The organism is Rhodococcus sp. FH8 (assembly GCF_019266085.1).
Classification (GTDB): Bacteria; Actinomycetota; Actinomycetes; order Mycobacteriales; family Mycobacteriaceae; genus Rhodococcus_F; species Rhodococcus_F qingshengii.
This window is the reverse complement of sequence record NZ_LPNQ01000057.1, coordinates 1,072,412-1,092,682: the sequence shown is the minus strand read 5'-3', so window position 1 is coordinate 1,092,682 and position 20,271 is coordinate 1,072,412. Positions and strand designations below refer to the sequence as shown.

The window sequence follows — 20,271 nt, the reverse complement described above, 5'->3', positions numbered from 1 at the left end:
AACTATTCTGTCTGCCTGATGCGAGATTGTCGAGGGGCAATCGCGCATCAGATCACGCAGGTCTTCCGGTGATGGGATCGCCGGAAATCGTCACGACTCGCACACCACGTCTTCGGCCGGCAGTGAGCCGTCGAGCAGGTACGAGTTGACGGCGGCGTTCGCGCAAGTATTCGCGTAGCCCGGGAACACCGCATGAGTGCGGCCTGGAACTGTCACGAGCCGTGAGCCTTTCATCGCTTCATGCATGCCGAGGCCTTCGTCGTACGTCGTGCGGGTGTCACCGGTTGCCTGGATCTGCAATGCCGGAACGTTGTTGTCGATGTCGATCCGCGTAGTGGCCTCACTGCGCCAGAACGCGCACGGCATGATCGTGTTGTGTGTGCCGGCAAAGATCGGCTGATCATCACGGTGCTCCTCCAACTTGTTGCGGTACCACTGGGGATCGCTCGGCATCGATACGTCTCCGCAGACGATGGCGATTGTCCCGGCATAGTCAGGACCGGTTCCCAGTTCGGTCTGGAACCATGCCTGCATCAATCCCGTCAGCTGGGGATGGATGTTCTCGACGGTCTTGCCTGCGGCGAGATCGCGCAACTGAACCAATACCTGTGCGAATGCCTCGCTTTCCTTTTCGGTGTCGCCGGTTCCGTTGACGTACATCAGGAATGGAAGGATGTGATCGTCGACGGCATGGTCACCGATCTGTATCGGAGTGGTGGCCGCGTCCGAGATCAGCTTCTCGATGAGGGCGCGAACTTCGGCGGGCGTCGATCCGAGTGCATAGGTGGAGTTGTGTTCTGCTGCCCACTGCGAGAATCCGTCGATCGCTTTCTCGTTGGCCGGGCCCATGTCCTGGAACATCTCGTATCCGTATTTCTTCGGATCCGGTGCACTGTCGAGAACCACACGGTCGATCCTGTCCGGGAACATTTGAGCATAGGTTGCACCGAGGTATGTGCCGTACGACCACCCGAAGTACGACGCCTTCTCCTGGTCGAGGGCGCCACGAATCACGTCGAGGTCTCGGGCGATGTTTTGAGTATTGATGTGCGGCAGATAGTCCGGGTACTTGTCCCAGCATGTGTCAGCGGCCTCGCGTGCGAGCGCAACACTCTCGTTCCATCCCTCGTCCGTGGTGCCCGGCGACCGCATCCATGTCATCTGTTCGACGCCGCAGTCGATCGGTGTGCTCTTGCCGAGTCCTCGGGTATCCATGCCGATGACGTCGTATGCCGCTGCGACTTCCGGTGTCATGCCCGCATTCAGAATCTCGGGCAATCCCAGTCCTCGGCCACCCGGGCCGCCGGGGTTGGTGAGCAGGATCCCTCGTCGCTGTGCGGGGTCGGTGGACGCGACCCGCGAGATCGCCACTTCGATCGTTTTGCCGTCAGGGACGGAATAGTCCAAAGGTACTGTGACCATGGCGCATTCACTTGCGGTCGACGTTCCGGTATCTGTGGCGCATGGCCCCCACTCGAGATCCTGTTCGTAGAACGCGCTGAGATTCGATTGTGGATCTTCCTGCGGAGTAGCAGGATCCGAGCACGCCGCCAATGCAGGTACGGCGAGCGCGGCAGCGGCGATTGTGGTAGCCAGCCACCTTCGTGGTCGAGGCATGCGTGATCTGGGCATGGTGAATCCAGTCATTGTCGTGTCCTTGCGTTGAGCCCATTTTCGGGCAGTGTTGGTCACCCCACTTCGAATGTGGGGGTTGATCAGGGTTTTTCAGAGGCGGGATTGACGGGCGGCGAACTCCGCGGCCACACCCTTCGCGAATCTTTCCTGGGTGACGGTTCGTCGATCCGCTTGGTGTTCGCGCAGCACCGCTACCAGCCGGGTGGGGGAAGCGTCCTCCGGTGCAGCCTGTTCGGGTAGCACGCTCTCGGTGAAGTCGCAGAACTGAATGGCAAGGGCCGCAATCGTGTCCGCGTCAGCCGGTGCGTCGGCGAGGGCATACATGCGAGTTATCAATTCGATGGCCTGCTCGCGGTTCGGCTCGGCCAATACCCGGCGATGGGCGGACAGGAGTGAATCGCAGACCTCGGGATCGCCCCCGGAGACCGTGAGTGCGAGGATCAGAAGTTCACGCTCGTTGTCGATCCACGCTGTCGGCGCACCGGCAACGACGTACTGTGCGAGCACTTCCGAAAACGCGTCGGGTAGTTCAGGATCGGCATTGCGGCGTAGCGACTCGATGTGCGCACGCTGAACAGCGATCTGTTCGGCCTTCGTCGCCAATTCCTTGTCGAGGGCATCGAGTGCAGACCGAGTGTCGTGAGCGTCGCCGTCGAGTAGTTCGGCGATCTTGGCAACAGGAATCCCCAGATCGCGCAGGCGGCGGATGCGACTCAGTCGTGCCAGGTCCACCGCCCGGTACGTGCGGTAGCCGTTGGGTTGGCGTTGTGGTTCTTCGAGAAGGCCGTTCGAGTGGTAGTAGCGCACGGACCTGACGGTGGTGCCGGCCAATTTGGCCAGCTCGCCGATGGTCATCATCGCCCTGCCCTCCCGTGATCGAATCGGATTCCGTCTGTGAAAACCATTCTCCAACCTTGACGCGGCGTCAGGGTCAAGATTCGCGCCGGAGAACGTGACCGTTGACACTTTAAGGAGGCGGACTTAATCTGACTTTTGTCCTTTACGACATCGTCGATTTCGAGGAAGTGCCCTGATGGCTACCCTTTTTCCTGCGGCAACAATCTTTCCGATCCCCACCGACCCGCTTGCTGCGTACGGTCCACTCGTTGCTCGCCGGAATCCCGAGTCGGTAGTTCCGGCACCGTACGAACACTTTGCGGTCAAGGCGGTCGCGCCGACGATCGGAGCGGAAATCTCCGGTATTCGACTCGGCGGGGGCCTGTCTGATGCCGTGATTGCGGAACTCCGCCGAGCTCTCCTCGAATGGAAAGTCCTCTTCTTCCACGATCAGGACCTCGACCGAGCGGAACATCGAGCTTTTGCCGAGCGTTGGGGTGATCTCGAACAGCATCCGTTCTTCAAGTACACGCAGCCCGGGCAGACGGACGTCGATGTCACGACACTGGCGAAGGATGCGATGGTCGGCGGAGTCGAGAACAACTGGCACAACGACGTTACGTGGCACGAGTTTCCTTCGTTCGCAGCAGTTCTTCGTGCGGTCGAGGTGCCAGAGGTGGGTGGTGACACTTTGTGGGCCGATACTGCAGCTGCCTACGATCTGCTTCCTGAAGACATCAAGAAGCGTATCGACCCGCTTGTTGCAGAACACGATTGGATCAACTCGTTCGGCAGGTCGATGCCGGTGGATGCGGTCGAGATGTTGCGTCCGAAGTTCCCCGCTGTGCAGCATCCGGTGGTTCGGATCATTCCGGAAAGTGGCAGGCGGGTGTTGTTCGTCAACATGACCTTCACGCAACGGATCTTGGGTGTGTCAGAAGAAGAATCGAACGAACTTCTCACGATGCTGTATCGCCACGTCAATCGTCCGGAATTTCAGGTCCGTTTGAAGTGGGAGCCGAATACTGTTGCCTTCTGGGACAATCGGACCTGCCAGCACTACGCGGCCAGTGACTACTTCCCGGCTCGTCGTGTGATGGATCGAATCTCGATTGTCGGGGATCGACCGGTGGGCGTCGGGGGCTGATACGACGCTCAGTCCCTCGAGTGTCTACTACGGGTAGTAGTAACGCACCTCACATAGTTTTTCGACGCCATGTCGATATGATTTCGACAAGGCGTCGATAAAAGTCGGCGTGACTCGTATCGACGACTTTGGAGCTTCCCGAATGTTCCTCGCCCTGCGTGAACTGTGGTTTGCGCGAAATCGATTCCTCTTGATGGGTGCCGTGGTTGCCCTCATCTCGATCCTGATGGTGATTCTGTCCGGCCTCTCGTCCGGACTGGTAAATGACGGTGTCTCCGCTTTGCAGCGGACGCCGATTCAGGCGTTTGCCTTCGCGCCGGACACCAAAGCCGACTCGGCGTTTTCGCGCTCGGTCGTCACCGAGGAGCAGGCGCAGGCATGGCGTATGCAACCCGATGTCCAAGACGCCGAGCTCTTCGGCAACATGATCGTCAATGCAAAAACTCGCAGTGGCACGCCTGTCGATCTCACGCTCTTCGGCATCGAACCTGGCTCCTTCCTCGAGCCCGTCTCCGCCGACGGGAGGGGGCTGCATGCCGACACGGACATCATCGTCAGCTCTACCTTCCGTGACGACGGTGTTGCGATCGGTGACACCGTGATACTCGATCGACTCGGTACGGAGCTGACAGTTGTCGGATTCACCGAAGACAAGCGCACTTTCGGTCACGTCGACGTCGCCTACCTGCCCCTGCGTACTTGGCAGGAGGTTCACGCCGGTGCCAAGATCGGCGAAACCGCCAATGCCAGTGCCTATTCCGAAGCAAGTGTTGTTGCGATTCGGGGCGTTGGTGGCGCGTTGCCGGACCTCGTGTCGGGCGATGCGGCGGCGGGAACGTCCGCAAAGACGCTCGAGGAATCTTTCGACTCCTCACCAGGCTTCTCTGCGGAAATGATGACAATGTCGATGATCAAGGCGTTTCTGTACGCGATTTCGGCGCTGGTGGTCGGTGCATTCTTCAGTATCTGGACGGTTCAGCGCGGTCGTGAACTCGCAGTGTTGCGCGCGATGGGAGCCTCTACCGGCTTCCTGCTTCGTGACGGCATGGCGCAGGCACTGGTAGTGCTGCTTGGTTCCATCGGCCTCGGTGTGTTGCTGGGCTTGGGGCTCGGTTCGGGGCTCGAAGGCGGGGGGATGCCGTTCGCCCTCGAGTCCGGCCCCGTCGTCAACGGCGCAGTGCTCTTGGCGGTACTCGGGCTGGTCGGCGCAGCCGTTGCCATCGTCCGTGTTACCCGTGTCAACCCGCTCACCGCATTGGGAGAAAACCGATGACCACAGTCGAAAAGACCACAACCGGATTGGTATTGACCGCTGTCAGTCTTCGATTCGGTGACGGTGACTCCACCGTGCTCGCCCTCGACAACGTGAACCTGGAGGTCTCGTGCGGCGAACTTGTCGCGATCGTCGGACCGTCAGGCGCTGGAAAGTCGAGCTTGCTCGCTGTGGCCGGCGGACTCGGTCGGCCGTCGAGTGGAACGATTGTCATCGACGGCGTGGACGTGTCGGCGATGCCGGCCCGTGCTCTCGCCAAACTTCGACGAGACAAGGTCGGCTTCGTCTTTCAGTCCGGCAACCTGATTCCAGCGCTGACGGCGCGCGATCAGCTTCGGCTGATTCCCAAGCTCACGGGGCGGCCGGGTCGCGATCCCGAGGAGTTGCTCGACTCGGTCGGTATGAGTCACCGTGCAGATCGTCGACCCGGTCAACTCTCCGGCGGTGAACGCCAGCGCGTCGGTATCGCTCGGGCATTGATGAGCAATCCCTCGCTACTGCTCGTCGACGAGCCGACGGCTGCTCTCGACCGCAAACGCAGCCATGAGGTGGTCGAACTGCTCTCGCGCGAAACTCACGAGGCAGGCGTCGCTACGATCATGGTGACCCACGATCACGACGTGCTCGGGCACTGCGACCGCATCCTCGAAATGGTTGACGGTCGGTTGCGTCAGAGCGAGTAAGCCCGCGAGGCGACTGGAGGAGATTCGGTGCCGAGGATCGATGCGCCCACTGTGGTCGAGCATCGTGCTGCTCAGCGCCGTGCTCTCCTCGACGCTGCACACGCTCTTCTGTCCGAGGCCCCGGACCGGCCGCCGGGGCTCGGTGAGGTGGCAGCGAAGGCAGGGCTCGCCAGGTCGAGTGCCTACCACTACTTCCGGTCCCGGGAAGATCTCCTCAGTGCCGTCGTCGAAGACATGTTCCCGCGCTGGAACGACAAGATCGTCGAGGCGATGGCAGGCGCAGACGATCCGGTATGGGCGTACGTCGAGGCAAACCTCCAACTGGTTGCCGACGGGGAGCATGCGATAGTCGGAGCGCTGGCGACGCTGACCCCGCAAACGTTTCGAGATTCGCGGATCATGGAAATGCACGACAGTCTTGTGCTTCCGCTGGTCGAGGCCCTTCGCCTCCGTGGCGTGTCGGACCCGAAGCTCACCGCCAAGTTGATCAACTCGCTGGTGCATACGGGTACTGAACTGATCGAATCCGGTTGCAGCATGGACGAAGTCAGGTCCGCCGTGCGTGAGGTCCTCGCGTGACGGGCACCCTCAGGCCGTAATCAGATCCATCCGAAGGTACTCGGTGATGCGGAGCAGCCTCGGGGGTTGGGACACGTCTGAGGAAAGTGCTTGAAATGCTTCGTCTTTCGCGACGAGGCGTGGGGTGCCGAGTCTCACCTCCGTCTCGTCGACCGACAGTCGAGCGCTTCCCGCTTCCAGGACGTTCTGCACCCAGTCCGAGCCTGATCCGTACACCAGAATGAAGACGTAGCCACCCTCGACCGGATAGGCGTCGAGGGGCGTCCGGTAGGTCGTGCCGGATGTGCGTCCGACGTGAGTCAGTACCGGCCATTTACCGCTCGAAATTGCACGCGGGTTGAACACTCGTTTGTTGACATGTCCCCACCATCTAGGCATCGGCATTGTGATCTCCTCTCTCGATCGCCTTACGAGCGTAAGGCGGGCTTACACCTGTAAGGGTGACTTACGTATGTAAGGTTGTCAACGTATTCGTTCCGCCGAGGGGAGTCTGTGTGTCACGGCAACCGCGACAGTCGCTGAACAGGACTCGCGTAATCGAGGGTGCGATCCGCGTTGCCGACGCGGGTGGTGTCGAAGCCGTCACGATGCGACGGGTGGCCCAGGAGCTGGGCATCGAGGCGATGTCGCTCTACCACCACGTGCCCAACAAAGATGCGATTCTCGACGGCCTCGTCGATGCGGTCTTCGAGGCGATCGACCTGCCCGACAGTGAGTGTGCGGATTGGCGAGATGCAATCCGTGGACGCGCCTTTTCTGCTCGCACAGTCCTGTCGCAGCACCGTTGGGCTCTCGGTCTGCTGGATTCGCGACGCAGCCCTGGCTCGGCGACCCTGCGTCATCTCGACGCTGTGCTCGGAGTGCTCCGGAAGGCCGGGTTCACACTCCCGATGGCCGCCCACGGAGCCTCGCTGATCGACAGCTACATCGGCGGATATGTTCTCCAGGAGGCGAATCTGCCGATCAGCGGGCCCGTCGACGTCGAAGAAGTTGCGAGTGACATCCTCGAGCGCCTTCCGGCTGAAGAGTTGCCCTTCCTTCACGAGATGATCGTCGATCACGGTCTGAGTCCGGCTTACGACCACACGAGTGAGTTCGCCTACGGTCTCGATCTCATCCTCGATGCGCTCGAGGCGCGTCGCGCATCGGCGGCACCGGTCCTCGAATAGCGACGATTCGTGTCCAGTTGCTCACCCTTACTGAGGTGACGCAAGGTTGTGTGCACGCGGGTGAGCTGCAGTGTCCCTATTGACAGGTGGCTGTATATACAGGACTATACATTCATCAAAAGTGACACAAGGCACATTGCGTAGATGATGTGATGCACGCCCTCGGTGGCCGAGTCCTTCGATCGATGGAGTTCTGATGACTGAACGTCTTCCTGGAGAAGACCGGACGGAAGACGACAATGTCCTGCTCGACGGGAAAGGGTTGTCGGTTCACCGGGTGAACGAAATCGCGCGAGAGCCGGCCGTGATTCGACCTGCCGACGCGGCTCTCGAGCTCACACGGCGGTCATGGAAGACCGCGGTTCGGGTTTCCTCCCGTCAAGCGGTGTACGGGCGCACTACCGGGGTAGGCGGGAATCGCGAAACATCCGTCTCCGACGGTGTGCAGCAGGATCTGAGGCTTCTGAGAAGTCACGCAACGGGATCGGGCCCCAGGCTCCCTGACCGGTTGGTGCGCGCCGCGATCGTCATCCGCACCAACCAGATCCTCAACGGCGGCTCAGGTATGCATCCCGACATCATCGACGGTCTGGTTGCTGCTGTTGCTTCACAGAACCTGCCGACAGTGCACGCACGCGGTGCGATCGGAACGGGTGACCTGAGTGCGTTCTCCGAAATCGCCATGGGGCTGATCGGCGAGAGCCCGCTTCGCGACGGACGCACCGGAATCGATTGGACTCCGCACCACGGTGATGCACTTCCGTTCATTTCCACCAATGCGATGACGGTGGCGATCGCCGGCGACACCAGTATCGAAGTCGCGGGGTGGCTTCAGCACTGCTTGGTTGTCAGTGTTCTTTCCGTGCTTGCGTCGCGTAGTTCTGTCGAACCGTTTGCTGCACAAGTACAGTCGGCAAGAATGCACTTCGGTCAAGCGGAAGTCGCAGAGCGGGTTCGCGATCTGCTGGCACCACACGACATCACACCCGTGAGAGTTCAGGACTCGTTCGGGTTTCGCGCCCTACCGCAAATCTTGGGTGCCACCTGGCAAGCGGTGCATCGACTGCAGAACACGCTGAGTATCGAGATGAATTCGTCTTCGGAGAATCCGCTGGTGTCGGTCGAAGACGACATGGTGTTCCACAACGGAAATTTCCACGCAATGCCAATAGCCCTTGCAGTCGACGAGGCGAAGTTGGCGGTCGCCAGTGCTGCCCTGCTCTCGCAATGTCGGCTCGCCAACCTCTCCGACCCCGCAGTCACCGGCCTTCGTGCGTTCCTTGCAGACGGTCCCGACGGCAGCAGCGGAACCATGCTTCTCGAATACACGACTTCTGCTGCCATTGCCGAGATCCGCTCGTCGGCGGCACCGGGGTCGTTGGGCCACACGGTAATTTCGCGCGGCACCGAGGATCACGCAAGTTTCGCATCCCAAGCTGCAACTCAATTGGCGGACATTCTTGCCCAATCTCGATTGGTGCTGGCGTGTGAACTGATCTCGGCAGTTCGCGCACTCTCGCAACAACAGCGTGAGCTGGATCCGGCGACCGAGCTCGGCGCGTACCTCGCGCGTGCGCGTTTGGTGCTGGACACGAGGACCGAAGACCGGCCACTCAGTGCAGATCTGAGTGCCGCCGTGAACTTTCTTTCTCAACCGCTCGACCAGTAAGCAGGTGGACCGAATCACAAGTAGGTGTGTGCTCGAACGGAACTCGACCATTTCTCCTGGGTGCGTCCGGACTCAGGTCGACACGAAAGTAGTTCGTAGATGATCAAATTCGACAAGGTCACCAAGGCGTATCCAGACGGAACCATTGCCGTCGATGCTCTCGATCTGGAATGCCCGACGGGAAAGATCACCGCGTTGGTGGGTCCTTCCGGCTGCGGCAAGACGACCTCACTCCGCATGATCAACAGGCTGATCGAACCGACGTCAGGCACGATTTCGCTCGACGGCGAGTCCACGGCGGGAATGGATCCGGCCCTTCTGCGTCGACGCATCGGGTACGTGATCCAGCACGCGGGTCTCTTTCCCCATCGCACCATCGTCGACAACATAGCGACCATGCCTCGATTGCTCGGTGCGAGTAAAAAGGAATCTCGCACTCGCGCTATGGAATTGCTCGAAACGGTTGGTCTGACGACCAACTTCGCCGACCGCTATCCGTGGCAGCTCTCCGGAGGGCAGCAGCAACGAGTCGGTGTTGCGCGAGCATTGGCTGCGGATCCGTCATTCATGCTGATGGACGAACCGTTCAGCGCCGTTGATCCGGTTGTTCGCGGCCAGCTGCAAGACGAGTTTCTCCGTCTGCAGAAGGAAATCGGAAAAACGATCATCATCGTCACCCACGACATCGACGAAGCGCTGAAACTCGGGGATCAAGTGGTGGTTCTGCGTACCGGCGGCATTCTTGCGCAGGCGGCGACGCCCCTCGAATTGCTGACTCAACCTGCCGACGAATTTGTTGCCGACTTCGTCGGACGTGACCGTGGGTACCGATCGTTGGGGTTCACGACATTGGACGGCGACCTACCGACGGTGTCAGAACCCGTTGCGCATCTGGGCGATTCCGCTGCGGCGGCCCGCGCACTCACCGGCGATACGTGGCTGTTGGTAGTGGATCCCGCGAACAAGCCGCTCGGATGGGTGAGGCCGGACGCGCTCACGGATTGTATCCGCCCGGATGACTTGAATCTCAGTGGAACACTTGCTGATTCCACCGGGACGATGCGCGCTCTGCTGGATGCGGCGCTGTCAGCGCCGAGCAAGCGGGGCGTTGTCGTGGACGACGCCGGACGCCTGGTGGGAACCGTCACTGCGCATGCTGCAGTGGAAGCCATCGAGGCTGCCGATCTGGCTGACGCGGGGAGGGCGCTTCGATGAACTTCGAATGGCTCGGACGTCAGTCCGACCGGATCATGGACTTGGTGGGATGGCATGTTCTGCTGTCGTTGATTCCCTTGGTGATCGGCTTGGTGGTCGCGTTGCCGATCGGCTGGGTCGCCTATCGCAGTCGTCGGTTGCATCCCTACGTGGTGGGGACGGCCGGATTGCTCTACACGATCCCTTCGCTCGCGCTCTTCGTGCTCCTGCCTCCAATTCTGGGTACCAAGATTCTGGATCCGATGAACATCATCGTGGCGCTCACCGTGTACACCGTTGCTCTGCTCGTGCGGGTAGTGGCCGACGCGCTCGATTCGGTTCCGCCGGAGACGGTTCTGGCAGCGACGGCGATGGGTTACCGGCCGTATCAGACGCTGTTGAAAGTACAGTTGCCAGTAGGAGTTCCGGTGATCTGTGCAGGTTTGCGCGTCGCAGTCGTCTCGAACGTCAGTCTTGTCTCACTCGGCGCACTCCTGGGTATTCCGCAGATAGGTTCCTTGTTCACCCAGGGATTTCAGTTGCGTTTCTACACGCCCATCATCGCGGGTATCGCTCTGTGTCTGGTGCTGGCGTTGATCCTTGATCTCCTCATCATGTTGGCGAATCGGCTGTTGACGCCGTGGACCCGGAAAGTGACTACATCATGATCAGCTTCCTTCTCGACGGATCCCACTGGACCGGGCCGGACGGCATCCCCACCCTTCTCGTTCAGCATTTGATGTACACATTCGCCGCGCTGGCGGTGGCTGCGGTTATCGCGATCCCGCTCGGTCTCTACATCGGACATACGGGCCGTGGCTCCGTTGTTGTTGCTGGACTGGCCAACTCGCTACGAGCGCTGCCGACCATCGGTCTGCTGATCCTACTGGTTCTCATCATCGCGCCGTCATTCCCGAACAAACTCGCGTATCTGATCCCCAGCCTCATCGTCCTGGTGCTTCTCGCGATCCCTCCCATTCTCACCAACACGTACGCCGGAGTTCGAGCGGTCGATCAGGCTGCAGTCGACGCCGCGCGGGGGATGGGATTTCGGTCGATGCGGATCTTGACCGAGGTCGAGATTCCATGTGCCCTACCACTCATGTTGTCCGGCATCAGAAGTGCCGTGCTTCAGATCGTCTCCACTGCGACTGTCGCCGCTTACATTTCTTTGGGCGGACTCGGCCGGTTGTTGATCGACGGAAAAGCTCAGAGCGATTACGGCCAGATGGCGGCCGGAGCCGTACTGGTATCGCTGATTGCCCTGGTTTTCGATCTCGGAATCGGAGCACTGACTGCGCGGGTCGTTTCGCCTGGCCTGACCAGGCGCGATCGGAAGAAGAAGACCGAGAAGACCGCCGCCCCCTCACAGCGCACCGCTGTGCCTGAGCCCGCACCGATCTGAGGACGTTCGACATGAAGAAGGTATTGATCGCCGCGTTGGTCGGCGTGACAGCGGTTGCGTTGTCCAGCTGCGGAATCGGCAAGGACCCCTTGGCTACGGACGGCGGCGGTAGTGCTGAGGGCGCCATCGTGATCGGTTCCGCCGATTTTCCCGAGAGCCAACTGATTGCGACCATTTACGCCGAAGCGCTTCGTGCCAACGGTATCGACGTTACCGAGAAGTTGAACATCGGTAGCCGAGAACTCTATGTACCGGCACTGCGCGACGGTTCCATCGATCTGATCCCCGAGTATTCCGGCGCCTTGTTGCAATATCTGGACAGCAAGACAACGGCGACGGCTTCAGATGAAGTATCCGCTGAAATCGATGCGAAATTGCCCAAGGGTCTGGTGGCTCTCGAGCCCTCGCCCGCAGAGGACAAGGATGTACTTGCCGTCAAACAGGAGACGGCGGAAAAGTATTCGCTGGAGACCGTCGAGGATCTGGTGCAGCATGCCGACGAGTTGACTCTCGGCGGACCGCCGGAATGGAAGACGCGCGAAAACGGCGTCGCCGGCTTGAAGACCAAATACGGCCTGACATTCCGGGAGTTCCTGGCACTCGATGCAGGTGGACCCCTCACGCTCAATGCGCTTCTGAGCGGGCAGATACAGGTTGCCGATGTCTTCAGTACCGATCCTGCGATGCGCTCGGAGAACTTGGTTGCACTCGAGGATACGAAGCACCTCTTCCTCGCGGAGAACATCACACCGATCATCAACGAGTTGAAGGCTCGCGATGACGTCCGCTCAGTGCTCGCGGGGGTTTCGGCGGCGCTGACCACCGAAGATCTCATCGAGATGAACCAGCGCGTTGCCGATCTCGACGACATGAGTGACATCGCTCAGGACTGGTTGCAGGAGAACTCCCTGGTGCCATGATCGAAGGCCGGGGTGGCGTCCTTGTCGTCGGTCGAACAGACGATATCGATACGACCCCGCTCGGGGTAACGTCGCGAAGTCAGGCATGCCTCGACCTCGCGGCGAGCCGTTCCGACCAAGGATGCCGACATGCCGAGAAGCCGACCGCGCACACCCATTGGACGAGTTCGGAACGGCGCAGCCACTACAACCACGGTTGTAGTGGCCGGCGTGTGTCTGGCATCAGGCTGGAACGCCCATGCAGTTTCCGAGTTGCGCTGTAGTTCCGTTCACGACGCCTGGTGGCACCGGACGGGCAATTCTCACCAGCGAGGGCGTCACCGTCATCGAATCACCGCCGGGAACGCTGACCGACCGCGGCGTCGGTGACGGCTCACCGTGGCTCAAATCGAATCGGCCTACGGCAACGATCATTCGACACGGACGATTCAGACTGAGTCAGGCCAATCGATCTTCGTCACCACCGGTGATCCGGGGCAAATCGGCAATGGCGACCCCGGAGGGTTGATCGGCTTTTCGATTCACGACGGTACGGTCGGGCCTCCTGTGATCGGTGGTGTCCCCGGCTTCGAGTACTGCTCGGGCAATTCGTCGACTTCGACTTCGACTTCACGACTGCCGACGGCATCCACATCCGAGGGGTGCGGAACGATCACGTACCCCGAGACAGGCGTTGTCGCCGCCATCGGCAATCTGCAAGGCGGCATCACTTGTGAGGTGGCAGAGGACATAGTTTGGAGTGCTCGAACAGAACTCGTGGAATCAGTTTTCAGGCAGTCCCGTAGATCTGCTGGAGGCGCGCCGAGGCTAGCGCTGAACCGGCACGTGCTTCGTGACTATCCGGTGGATCAGACGAGCAGCCGTTCGGGCAGTGCGATTGTCGACGTCGAGGCTCGGGTTCAGTTCGGCGACATCGAGAACCGCGAGCTTTCCGCTGGACGTGACTCGGTCACATACGTATTGGATGGTTTCGAGGCTGACTCCGTAGGCCGCAGGTGCGCTGACGCCCGGCGCCACAGCTGCAGGCAGGACATCGAGGTCGATGGTCAGGTAGACCAGATCGACGTCGTCGAGGAAGTCTGCGAGGAACTGATCCACGACGCCTCGGCCGATCGCTCCGCATTCTTCGTCGAGCAGATAGCGAACACCGAGGCGGTGAGCCGTGTCGAACAGTGCCGTGGTGTTGCTCGGTTGGCTGATTCCGATCACGCTGTACTGATGCGAGGTGCCTGCCGCGGCTTCGTCCTCGGCGATCTGACGAAAGGGTGTGCCGGAGCTGGGTATCGGATCGCCCCGCAGGTCGAAGTGCGCATCCAAGTTGAGGATTCCGAGTTTGGCTCCAGCGGTTCGCAACTCGGAGCCCGCGACGCCGAGATACGTGCCGTAGGCGATTTCGTGTCCTCCCCCGAGAACCACGGGGAAGTGTCCCGAATCAAGCGCAGCGCTGACGGCGTTCCCGAGTGCGGCTTGACCGGCCTCGAGTTCTTCACCCGACACGGCAACGGTTCCGGCGTCCTGAATCTGCAGTGGTTCGGCCAGCGCCATGGAAGCCAACCCGGCTCGCAACGCGTCCGGGCCATCCGCGGCGCCGCGGCGGCCCTTGTTGCGGCGGACTCCTTCGTCGCTGGAGAATCCGATCAGAACACAGTCGCCGGGAGCTGTTTCGGCTGAATACGGTTGCACGGCATGATGCCACCGCAGATGCTCGGCAGTGGTGCCGTCGGAGCGCCCGGTCCACGGCTTGGGTTCGATGTCGACTGCGATCTGATGAGCCACGACGGCCTCCCGGTGAGTGTATTTCAGTAGCTTGTGGCGAGTGCGCCGTTTTTCCAGACCTCGCGCACCAGAGGGACGCCCGGGCGGTAGGCGAGGTGGAGGTACGACGGTGCATCGAGCGCGATGGCGTCGGCACGTGTTCCGAGAGAAAGGGTTCCGACGTCGGTGCGCTGCAGCGCCCGGGCGCCTCCTGCAGTGGCTGCCCAGACTGCCTCGGCGGGTGTCATGTGCATGTCTCGCACCGCAATTGCTATGCAGAACGGGAGGCTGGTGGTGTAGCAGGTGCCGGGATTGCAGTCGGCGCCGAGAGCTACGGTGACGCCGGCGTCCAGCAGTGCGCGGGCGTCGGGGTACTTGTTGCGGGTGGAGAAGTCGGCACCCGGCAACAGTGTTGCGACGGTGGAACTCTGAGCCAGGGCGTCGATGTCCTCGGCGGTGACGTAGGTGACGTGATCGACGGATGCGGCTCCCATCTCGACGGCGAGCTGAACTCCTGGCCCTTCGCCGAGTTGATTGCCGTGGACGCGGGGGATCAGTCCAGCGGCGACGCCTGCGCTCAGGACTGCATGTGCCTGTTCGCGGTTGAACGCGCCTCGCTCGCAGAAGACATCGATCCACTTCGCGTGTGGCGCACAGGCAGGGATCATCTCGTCGCACGCCATGGCGACGTAGTCATCGACGCGACCGGCATATTCGGGTGGTGGAACGTGGGCGGCCAGCAGTGTGACCTCGTCGGTGAACTGTCCGGCGATCAGTGCGCTGCGTAGTTCGCTCTCGGTGTTCTGCCCGTATCCGGTCTTGCATTCGACGGTTGTGCTGCCCGAGCGCAGGGATTCGTCGAGTAGGCGTCGAACATTGGCCTGCAATTGTTCGTCGGTGGCCGAGCGCGTCGCTTCGATGGTGTTGCGAATGCCGCCGGCGGCGTACTTCTCGCCCGCCATGCGAGCTGCGAATTCCTCGGCCCGCTCGCCACCGAACACCAGGTGCGAGTGACTCTCCACGAAACCGGGGAGCAGGGCCCGACCGCCGATATCCTGACCGATATCGGCAGCCGGGGCGTCGGCGGAATCACCGACCCAAGCAACAACGCCGTCGTCGAAAACGATTGCCGCGTCGTGTCGTACGCCGAGCTTGCCCTCACCCAGAGTCGGGTCATTGGTGACGAGGGTTCCGATGTTGGTCAGAACGGTGGTTCGAGAACCATTCGTGGTCAATGTAATTCCTAACTCAGGGTGAGGTGGTGGAGCTGTTTCAGTTCTCGGTCATCGGGATGCGGACGCCGCGGGTGGCTGCCGTGTCGATGGCGTGGTCGTATCCTGCATCCGCATGCCGGATGACGCCCATCCCGGGATCGTTGGTGAGAACTGCTTCGAGCTTCTTGGCTGCGAGTTCGGTGCCGTCGGCGATGCACACCTGTCCCGCGTGGATGGAGCGCCCCATCCCGACGCCGCCGCCTTGGTGGAGTGAAACCCACGAAGCGCCGGACGCGGTGTTGACCAGGGCGTTGAGCAGCGGCCAGTCGGCGATCGCGTCGGACCCGTCGATCATCGATTCGGTTTCGCGGTACGGCGAGGCGACCGATCCGGAGTCGAGGTGATCGCGGCCGATGGCGATCGGTGCGGAGAGCTCGCCCGAGGCCACCATCTCGTTGAACTTGAGGCCGGCGAGGTGGCGCTCACCGTATCCGAGCCAGCAGATGCGAGCCGGAAGGCCTTCGAAGGCAACCTTTTCGCCGGCCATGGTGATCCAGCGGCGCAGGTGCTCGTTCTCGGGGAAGAGTTCGAGGATGGCCTTGTCGGTGGCCTCGATGTCCTTGGGATCACCCGAGAGCGCCGCCCAGCGGAAGGGGCCGAGGCCTTCTTCGAAGAGCGGACGGATGTAGGCGGGAACGAATCCGGGGAAGTCGAATGCACGGTCGTAGCCGGCCTTGCGGGCCTCGTCGCGGATGGAGTTGCCGTAGTCGAATACCTCGGCGCCGGCGTCCATGAATCCGACCATGGCCTTGACGTGTGCGGCCATCGCGTTGCGGGAATCTTCGGTGAACTTCTGCGGATCCTTCTCCGACATGGTCTTCATGTCGCCGAAGTCAATGCCGATCGGCAGGTAGGCGAGGGGATCGTGCGCCGAGGTCTGGTCGGTCACGATGTCGATGGGGGCCTTCATCTCCAGCAGCGCCGGGAAGATCTCTGCCGCATTGCCTTCGAGGCCGATGGAGAGCGGCTTCTTGGCATCGCGTGCCGCGGTCGCCAGTTCGAGCGCGTGCTCGATGCTGTCTGCCTTGGTGTCGAGGTACTTGTGGGCGATACGACGGTCGATGCGGGTGATGTCGCAGTCGACGCAGATCGCGACGCCGTCGTTCATAGTGACGGCGAGAGGCTGAGCGCCGCCCATGCCGCCGAGACCCGCAGTGAGGGTGATCGTTCCGGCGAGTGAGCCGTTGTAGCGCTTCTTCGCGATGGCGCCGAAGGTCTCGTACGTACCCTGCAGGATTCCCTGGGTGCCGATGTAAATCCAGGAGCCTGCGGTCATCTGGCCGTACATGGTCAGGCCGAGGTCTTCGAGACGGCGGAACTCTTCCCAGTTCGCCCAGTCACCGACCAGGTTGGAGTTGGCGATCAGCACTCGCGGTGCCCACTCGTTGGTGCGGAAGACACCGACCGGCTTGCCGGACTGCACCAGCATGGTCTCGTCGTTCTTCAGCGTCTTCAGCGTGGCGACCATGGCGTCGAAGGCAGCCCAACTACGCGCTGCGCGACCGGTTCCGCCGTAGACGACGAGGCTGTCCGGGTGCTCGGCAACATCGGGGTCGAGGTTGTTCATGAGCATGCGCAGGGCACCCTCCTGCTGCCAACCGAGCGTCGTGAGCTCGGGGCCGCGGGGAGCACGGACGGGGCGCGGCTCGTGGCCGGGGGTGCTGATTTCCATTGTGTTCTCCTAGCTTGCTGAAGTTCGAAAGACGTTGGGGGATCAGACGCGAGAGTCGGTCATCGCGGTGTGATCGGGGTAGATCATCGACGAAGGGGGATTGCTCGTGCGCTTGGCGAGTGGGTAATAGATCAGCCCGGTGAACACGATGCCGACCAGCCACGAGATGTCGGCGCCGCCGAGCATGTCCGTGACGGGGCCGGTGTACATCTTCTGGGCGAGGAACGGGATCTGGGCGAGAACGCCGGCGGCGTAGCAAGCCAATGCGGTGAAGTTCCATGCTCCGTATCGACCGTTGACGTCGTACAGCGCCGGAATGTCGATGCGTTCCTTGGAGATCAGGTAGTAGTCGATCAGATTGATCGCACTCCACGGCGTGAACACCATCAGCAACACCAGGACGAAGTTCTTGAAGTTGTCCAGGAAGTCGGCGCTGGCGGCGATGGCGATCAAGACCGAGACCGCAGTGAAACCGAGGATGTAGAGGGTGCGCGCGGTGCTCGAGATTCGCGACTGTCCGTTGAAGGCGGTGACGGTGGTCAGGATCGACATGAATCCGCCGTAGGCGTTGAGCACGTTCACCGTCAGCTTGCCGACCAGGATGACGAAGTAGATCAGGAAGGCGATGGCAGCGGGTCCGGCCAGATCTCCCATGAAGCCGACCTGGTTACCCAGGAACGCGTCGCCGGCGCAGGCCGCGACGAGAGCGCCGAAGGTCATGGACCACTGCGATCCGATGACACTACCGAGGAACGTCGACCAGAACGTGGTGCTCTCGGAAGTGCTGCGCGGCAGGTAACGCGAGTAGTCGGCGACGTACGGGCCGAAGGTGAGCTGCCAACCGGCACCCAGCGAGATCGCGAGCAGGAAGGTGACTATGTCGAAGCCCTTGATGCCGACGTACGAGGCGACGTCGTACTCGAGGAACAGTCGAACGGCCAGGTAGGAGAATCCGACGATGCCCACGACGGTGGCGATCCTGCCGACGATGTGGATCAGCTTGTAGCCGGTGACCGCGACGAATGCGGTGAGGAGACCGAAGACGACGATGCCGACGGTGGGGCTGTCGATGTGCAGGATCTTGTTGACGGCCTGTCCGGCCAACACGGTGCCGGTGGCAGCGAAGCCGAGGTACATCAGGATGACGAGAACAAGCGGTACGACTGCTCCCTTGACGCCGAACTGGGCGCGACTCGAGATCATCTGGGGGAGACCCATACGCGGGCCCTGTGCGGAGTGAAGCGCCATGACAGCGCCACCGAAGATGTTGCCGATCAGAAGTCCGACGATCGCCCAGATGGCGTCCGCGCCGAATACGACGGCGAGAGCGCCGTCGACGATTGCAGTGATCTGCATGTTGGCGCCGAACCAGAGAGTGAACTGGCTGCGCGGGGTGCCGTGTCGTTCTGCATCCGGGACGACGTCGATAGTGCGTCGTTCCGGAGTGAGGATGACCTCGGCCGGTCCATCGTGAGTCATAGGCCTGTCTTTCTGCTGCGAGCCCGTCGAGCGACGGAATCGACGTCGGGGTATTGCCCACCTTCTTCGTGCTTGGTGCTTTGCGCCTTGTGCTTTGTGCGCTGGGTCACTGTCACTGCGGATAAATGTATATGCCTGTATATACAGGCGTCAATACCCGGGACCCGTTTTCGCGTAAATGCTGTGTAACACCGCGCGAGAAATCAGAAACCCTTACCCGGGTTGAGGATTCCGAGCGGGTCGAAGGCAGCCTTGATCGATCGGTGCAGTTGCATGCTGTCCTCGCCGAGCTCGAGAGAGAGCCAGCGACGCTTCAGAACGCCGACGCCGTGCTCTCCGGTCAGAGTTCCGCCGAGTTCGAGAGCACGCCGGAAGACCTCGTCCGCGGCGGTCCACACGGCTTCGGGGACCGAGCCGTCGGCAGTGCGGTCGAAGACGAAGGTCGGATGGACGTTGCCGTCACCAGCATGCGCGACAGTCATGATCTTGACCATGTACTCGGCGGCCGCTCGGTCGATACTCTCGAGCATGTCGGGCAGTTTCGACCGCGGGACCCCGACGTCTTCCACGAGACATTGCCCGAGTCGTTCGGAAGCCGGATAGGCGAGTCGGCGAATCTCGAGTAGCTGTGCGGCTTCTGCCGCGTCCTGCGAGACGGCGACAAAATCGGCGCCCGCCCTCTCGAAGTGTTTCTGCATCGCCGCGGCTGCTGCGTCGGCATCGACCCCGTCGGCCTGTGCGATCAGCATCGCGGCGGTGTTGTCTTCCAACCCGATTCGTTTCCAGTCGTCGACGGCGCGCAGCGTTGCTCGATCGATCAGCTCCAGCAGGCTCGGCCCGATTCCGTCGCGAACGACCGCGGCAACCGCGTCCGCTGCGGAGCGGAGAGAATCGAAACTGCCGACGACGGTGACCGGTGCTCTCTTGGGCTTGGGCTGCAACTTCAGCGTGGCACTCGTGACGACTCCGAGTGTTCCTTCCGAACCGACAAGAAGACTGGTCAAGTCGTATCCCGCAACACCTTTGACGGTCCTTCGGCCTGTCCGCACGATCCGACCGTCGGCGAGCACAACCTCGAGACCCAGGACTGAATCGCGGGTGACGCCGTACTTCACGCAACGCAGTCCACCGGCGTTGGTGGCGATGTTTCCGCCGATCGTGGAGATCTCGAAACTGCTCGGATCAGGGGCGTACATCAGCCCGTACTCGTCTGCTGCTCGGCTGATGTCAGCGTTGATCACCCCGGCTTCCACGACAGCGAGCTGATCGTCCGGATTGACCTCGAGAATCGAGCGCATGCGAGTGGTCGAGATGACCAGGCAGCCCTCGACGGCTACCCCGCCGCCCGCCAAACCGGTTCCCGCACCGCGGGTTACCACCGGGACACGGTGAGCAGTAGCCCATTTCAGAGCCTCGGAAATGTCGGCCGCAGTTTCGGCGAGCATGACGGCTACCGGATGGCCGGGTTCGGCGAGATGGGCCTCGTCACGGCGGTACGAGTCCATTACCGCAGGGTCGGTGATCAGGCGACTCGAACCGATCGACCGAGCAAGTTCGTGGACGGACATTCTTTTCTCCAG

The 20,271-nt window shown here is 61.5% G+C and carries 20 protein-coding genes; 11 read left to right on the top strand and 9 right to left on the bottom strand.

The features are described from left to right. Window positions 1-90 precede the first annotated feature (90 nt). Together ATN38_RS07900 and ATN38_RS07895 are read right to left on the bottom strand one after the other, a co-directional pair. A complete protein-coding gene (locus tag ATN38_RS07900) occupies window positions 91-1,647 on the bottom strand; it encodes an alpha/beta hydrolase (protein ID WP_218747781.1) in 1,557 nt (518 codons plus the stop codon). Between the two features lie 78 nt (window positions 1,648-1,725). Beyond that, a complete protein-coding gene (locus ATN38_RS07895; protein ID WP_218747780.1) occupies window positions 1,726-2,493 on the bottom strand; it encodes a MerR family transcriptional regulator in 768 nt (255 codons plus the stop codon). A 175-nt stretch (window positions 2,494-2,668) separates the two neighbouring features. Here ATN38_RS07895 and ATN38_RS07890 point away from each other — a divergent pair, with 175 nt between their 5' ends. The 4 genes from ATN38_RS07890 to ATN38_RS07875 all read left to right on the top strand — a co-directional run bounded on the left by ATN38_RS07890 (window position 2,669) and on the right by ATN38_RS07875 (window position 6,154). Then, complete coding sequence (locus ATN38_RS07890) at window positions 2,669-3,619, top strand: TauD/TfdA family dioxygenase (protein ID WP_099697509.1); 951 nt, start codon at window positions 2,669-2,671, stop codon at window positions 3,617-3,619. Window positions 3,620-3,761: 142 nt separating this feature from the next. Further along, window positions 3,762-4,892, top strand: coding sequence for an ABC transporter permease (locus tag ATN38_RS07885; protein WP_003940527.1), 1,131 nt, complete (start codon window positions 3,762-3,764; stop codon window positions 4,890-4,892). Continuing rightward, a complete protein-coding gene (locus ATN38_RS07880; protein WP_003939803.1) occupies window positions 4,889-5,575 on the top strand; it encodes an ABC transporter ATP-binding protein in 687 nt (228 codons plus the stop codon). Before ATN38_RS07885 ends, ATN38_RS07880 begins: the two co-directional genes overlap by 4 nt. A gap of 27 nt (window positions 5,576-5,602) precedes the next feature. Next, window positions 5,603-6,154, top strand: a complete 552-nt coding sequence (locus ATN38_RS07875; RefSeq protein WP_007732757.1) for a TetR/AcrR family transcriptional regulator — start codon at window positions 5,603-5,605, stop codon at window positions 6,152-6,154. A 9-nt stretch (window positions 6,155-6,163) separates the two neighbouring features. Here the strand turns inward: ATN38_RS07875 and ATN38_RS07870 are convergent, their stop codons facing one another. Beyond that, on the bottom strand, window positions 6,164-6,538 hold the full coding sequence (locus tag ATN38_RS07870) for a nitroreductase family deazaflavin-dependent oxidoreductase (protein WP_054187474.1): 375 nt from the start codon (window positions 6,536-6,538) through the stop codon (window positions 6,164-6,166). Window positions 6,539-6,648: 110 nt separating this feature from the next. Between ATN38_RS07870 and ATN38_RS07865 the strand changes: the two genes are divergently transcribed. The 7 genes from ATN38_RS07865 to ATN38_RS07835 all read left to right on the top strand — a co-directional run bounded on the left by ATN38_RS07865 (window position 6,649) and on the right by ATN38_RS07835 (window position 13,019). Further along, a complete protein-coding gene (locus ATN38_RS07865; protein ID WP_058037649.1) occupies window positions 6,649-7,323 on the top strand; it encodes a TetR/AcrR family transcriptional regulator in 675 nt (224 codons plus the stop codon). A 196-nt stretch (window positions 7,324-7,519) separates the two neighbouring features. After that, the gene (locus ATN38_RS07860) at window positions 7,520-8,992 is read left to right on the top strand and encodes an aromatic amino acid ammonia-lyase (protein ID WP_218747779.1); all 1,473 of its coding nucleotides are present in this window, start codon (window positions 7,520-7,522) and stop codon (window positions 8,990-8,992) included. Between the two features lie 99 nt (window positions 8,993-9,091). Then, complete coding sequence (locus tag ATN38_RS07855; RefSeq protein ID WP_003940114.1) at window positions 9,092-10,207, top strand: ABC transporter ATP-binding protein; 1,116 nt, start codon at window positions 9,092-9,094, stop codon at window positions 10,205-10,207. Beyond that, window positions 10,204-10,854 carry an ABC transporter permease gene (locus ATN38_RS07850; RefSeq protein WP_218747778.1) on the top strand — a complete coding sequence of 217 codons (651 nt, stop codon included), beginning with the start codon at window positions 10,204-10,206 and terminating at the stop codon, window positions 10,852-10,854. Before ATN38_RS07855 ends, ATN38_RS07850 begins: the two co-directional genes overlap by 4 nt. Beyond that, entirely contained in the window at window positions 10,851-11,591 is a 741-nt protein-coding gene (locus ATN38_RS07845) for an ABC transporter permease (protein ID WP_030536962.1), read from the top strand. The genes ATN38_RS07850 and ATN38_RS07845 overlap by 4 nt, the downstream gene beginning before the upstream one ends. 11 nt (window positions 11,592-11,602) lie before the next feature. Further along, window positions 11,603-12,511 carry an ABC transporter substrate-binding protein gene (locus ATN38_RS07840; protein ID WP_030536963.1) on the top strand — a complete coding sequence of 303 codons (909 nt, stop codon included), beginning with the start codon at window positions 11,603-11,605 and terminating at the stop codon, window positions 12,509-12,511. Window positions 12,512-12,749: 238 nt separating this feature from the next. Next, the gene (locus ATN38_RS07835) at window positions 12,750-13,019 is read left to right on the top strand and encodes a hypothetical protein (RefSeq protein ID WP_054826833.1); all 270 of its coding nucleotides are present in this window, start codon (window positions 12,750-12,752) and stop codon (window positions 13,017-13,019) included. A 13-nt stretch (window positions 13,020-13,032) separates the two neighbouring features. On the opposite strand, the gene ATN38_RS07830 is transcribed toward ATN38_RS07835, so the two are convergent. The 6 genes from ATN38_RS07830 to ATN38_RS07805 form a co-directional block, all read right to left on the bottom strand. Continuing rightward, entirely contained in the window at window positions 13,033-13,197 is a 165-nt protein-coding gene (locus tag ATN38_RS07830; RefSeq protein ID WP_156778929.1) for a hypothetical protein, read from the bottom strand. 121 nt (window positions 13,198-13,318) lie between these two features. Then, window positions 13,319-14,287 (bottom strand): formimidoylglutamase, encoded by a 969-nt coding sequence (hutG, locus tag ATN38_RS07825; RefSeq protein WP_042926100.1) that lies wholly within the window; start codon window positions 14,285-14,287, stop codon window positions 13,319-13,321. Window positions 14,288-14,310: 23 nt separating this feature from the next. Beyond that, a complete protein-coding gene (gene hutI / locus ATN38_RS07820) occupies window positions 14,311-15,501 on the bottom strand; it encodes an imidazolonepropionase (RefSeq protein WP_054187472.1) in 1,191 nt (396 codons plus the stop codon). Between the two features lie 37 nt (window positions 15,502-15,538). After that, complete coding sequence (gene hutU, locus ATN38_RS07815) at window positions 15,539-17,212, bottom strand: urocanate hydratase (RefSeq protein WP_007732742.1); 1,674 nt, start codon at window positions 17,210-17,212, stop codon at window positions 15,539-15,541. Between the two features lie 42 nt (window positions 17,213-17,254). Next, window positions 17,255-18,691, bottom strand: coding sequence for a cytosine permease (locus ATN38_RS07810; RefSeq protein WP_003940251.1), 1,437 nt, complete (start codon window positions 18,689-18,691; stop codon window positions 17,255-17,257). 203 nt (window positions 18,692-18,894) lie between these two features. Next, window positions 18,895-20,259: an FAD-binding oxidoreductase gene (locus ATN38_RS07805; protein WP_064443721.1), complete on the bottom strand. Its 1,365-nt coding sequence runs from the start codon at window positions 20,257-20,259 to the stop codon at window positions 18,895-18,897. Window positions 20,260-20,271 lie beyond the last annotated feature (12 nt).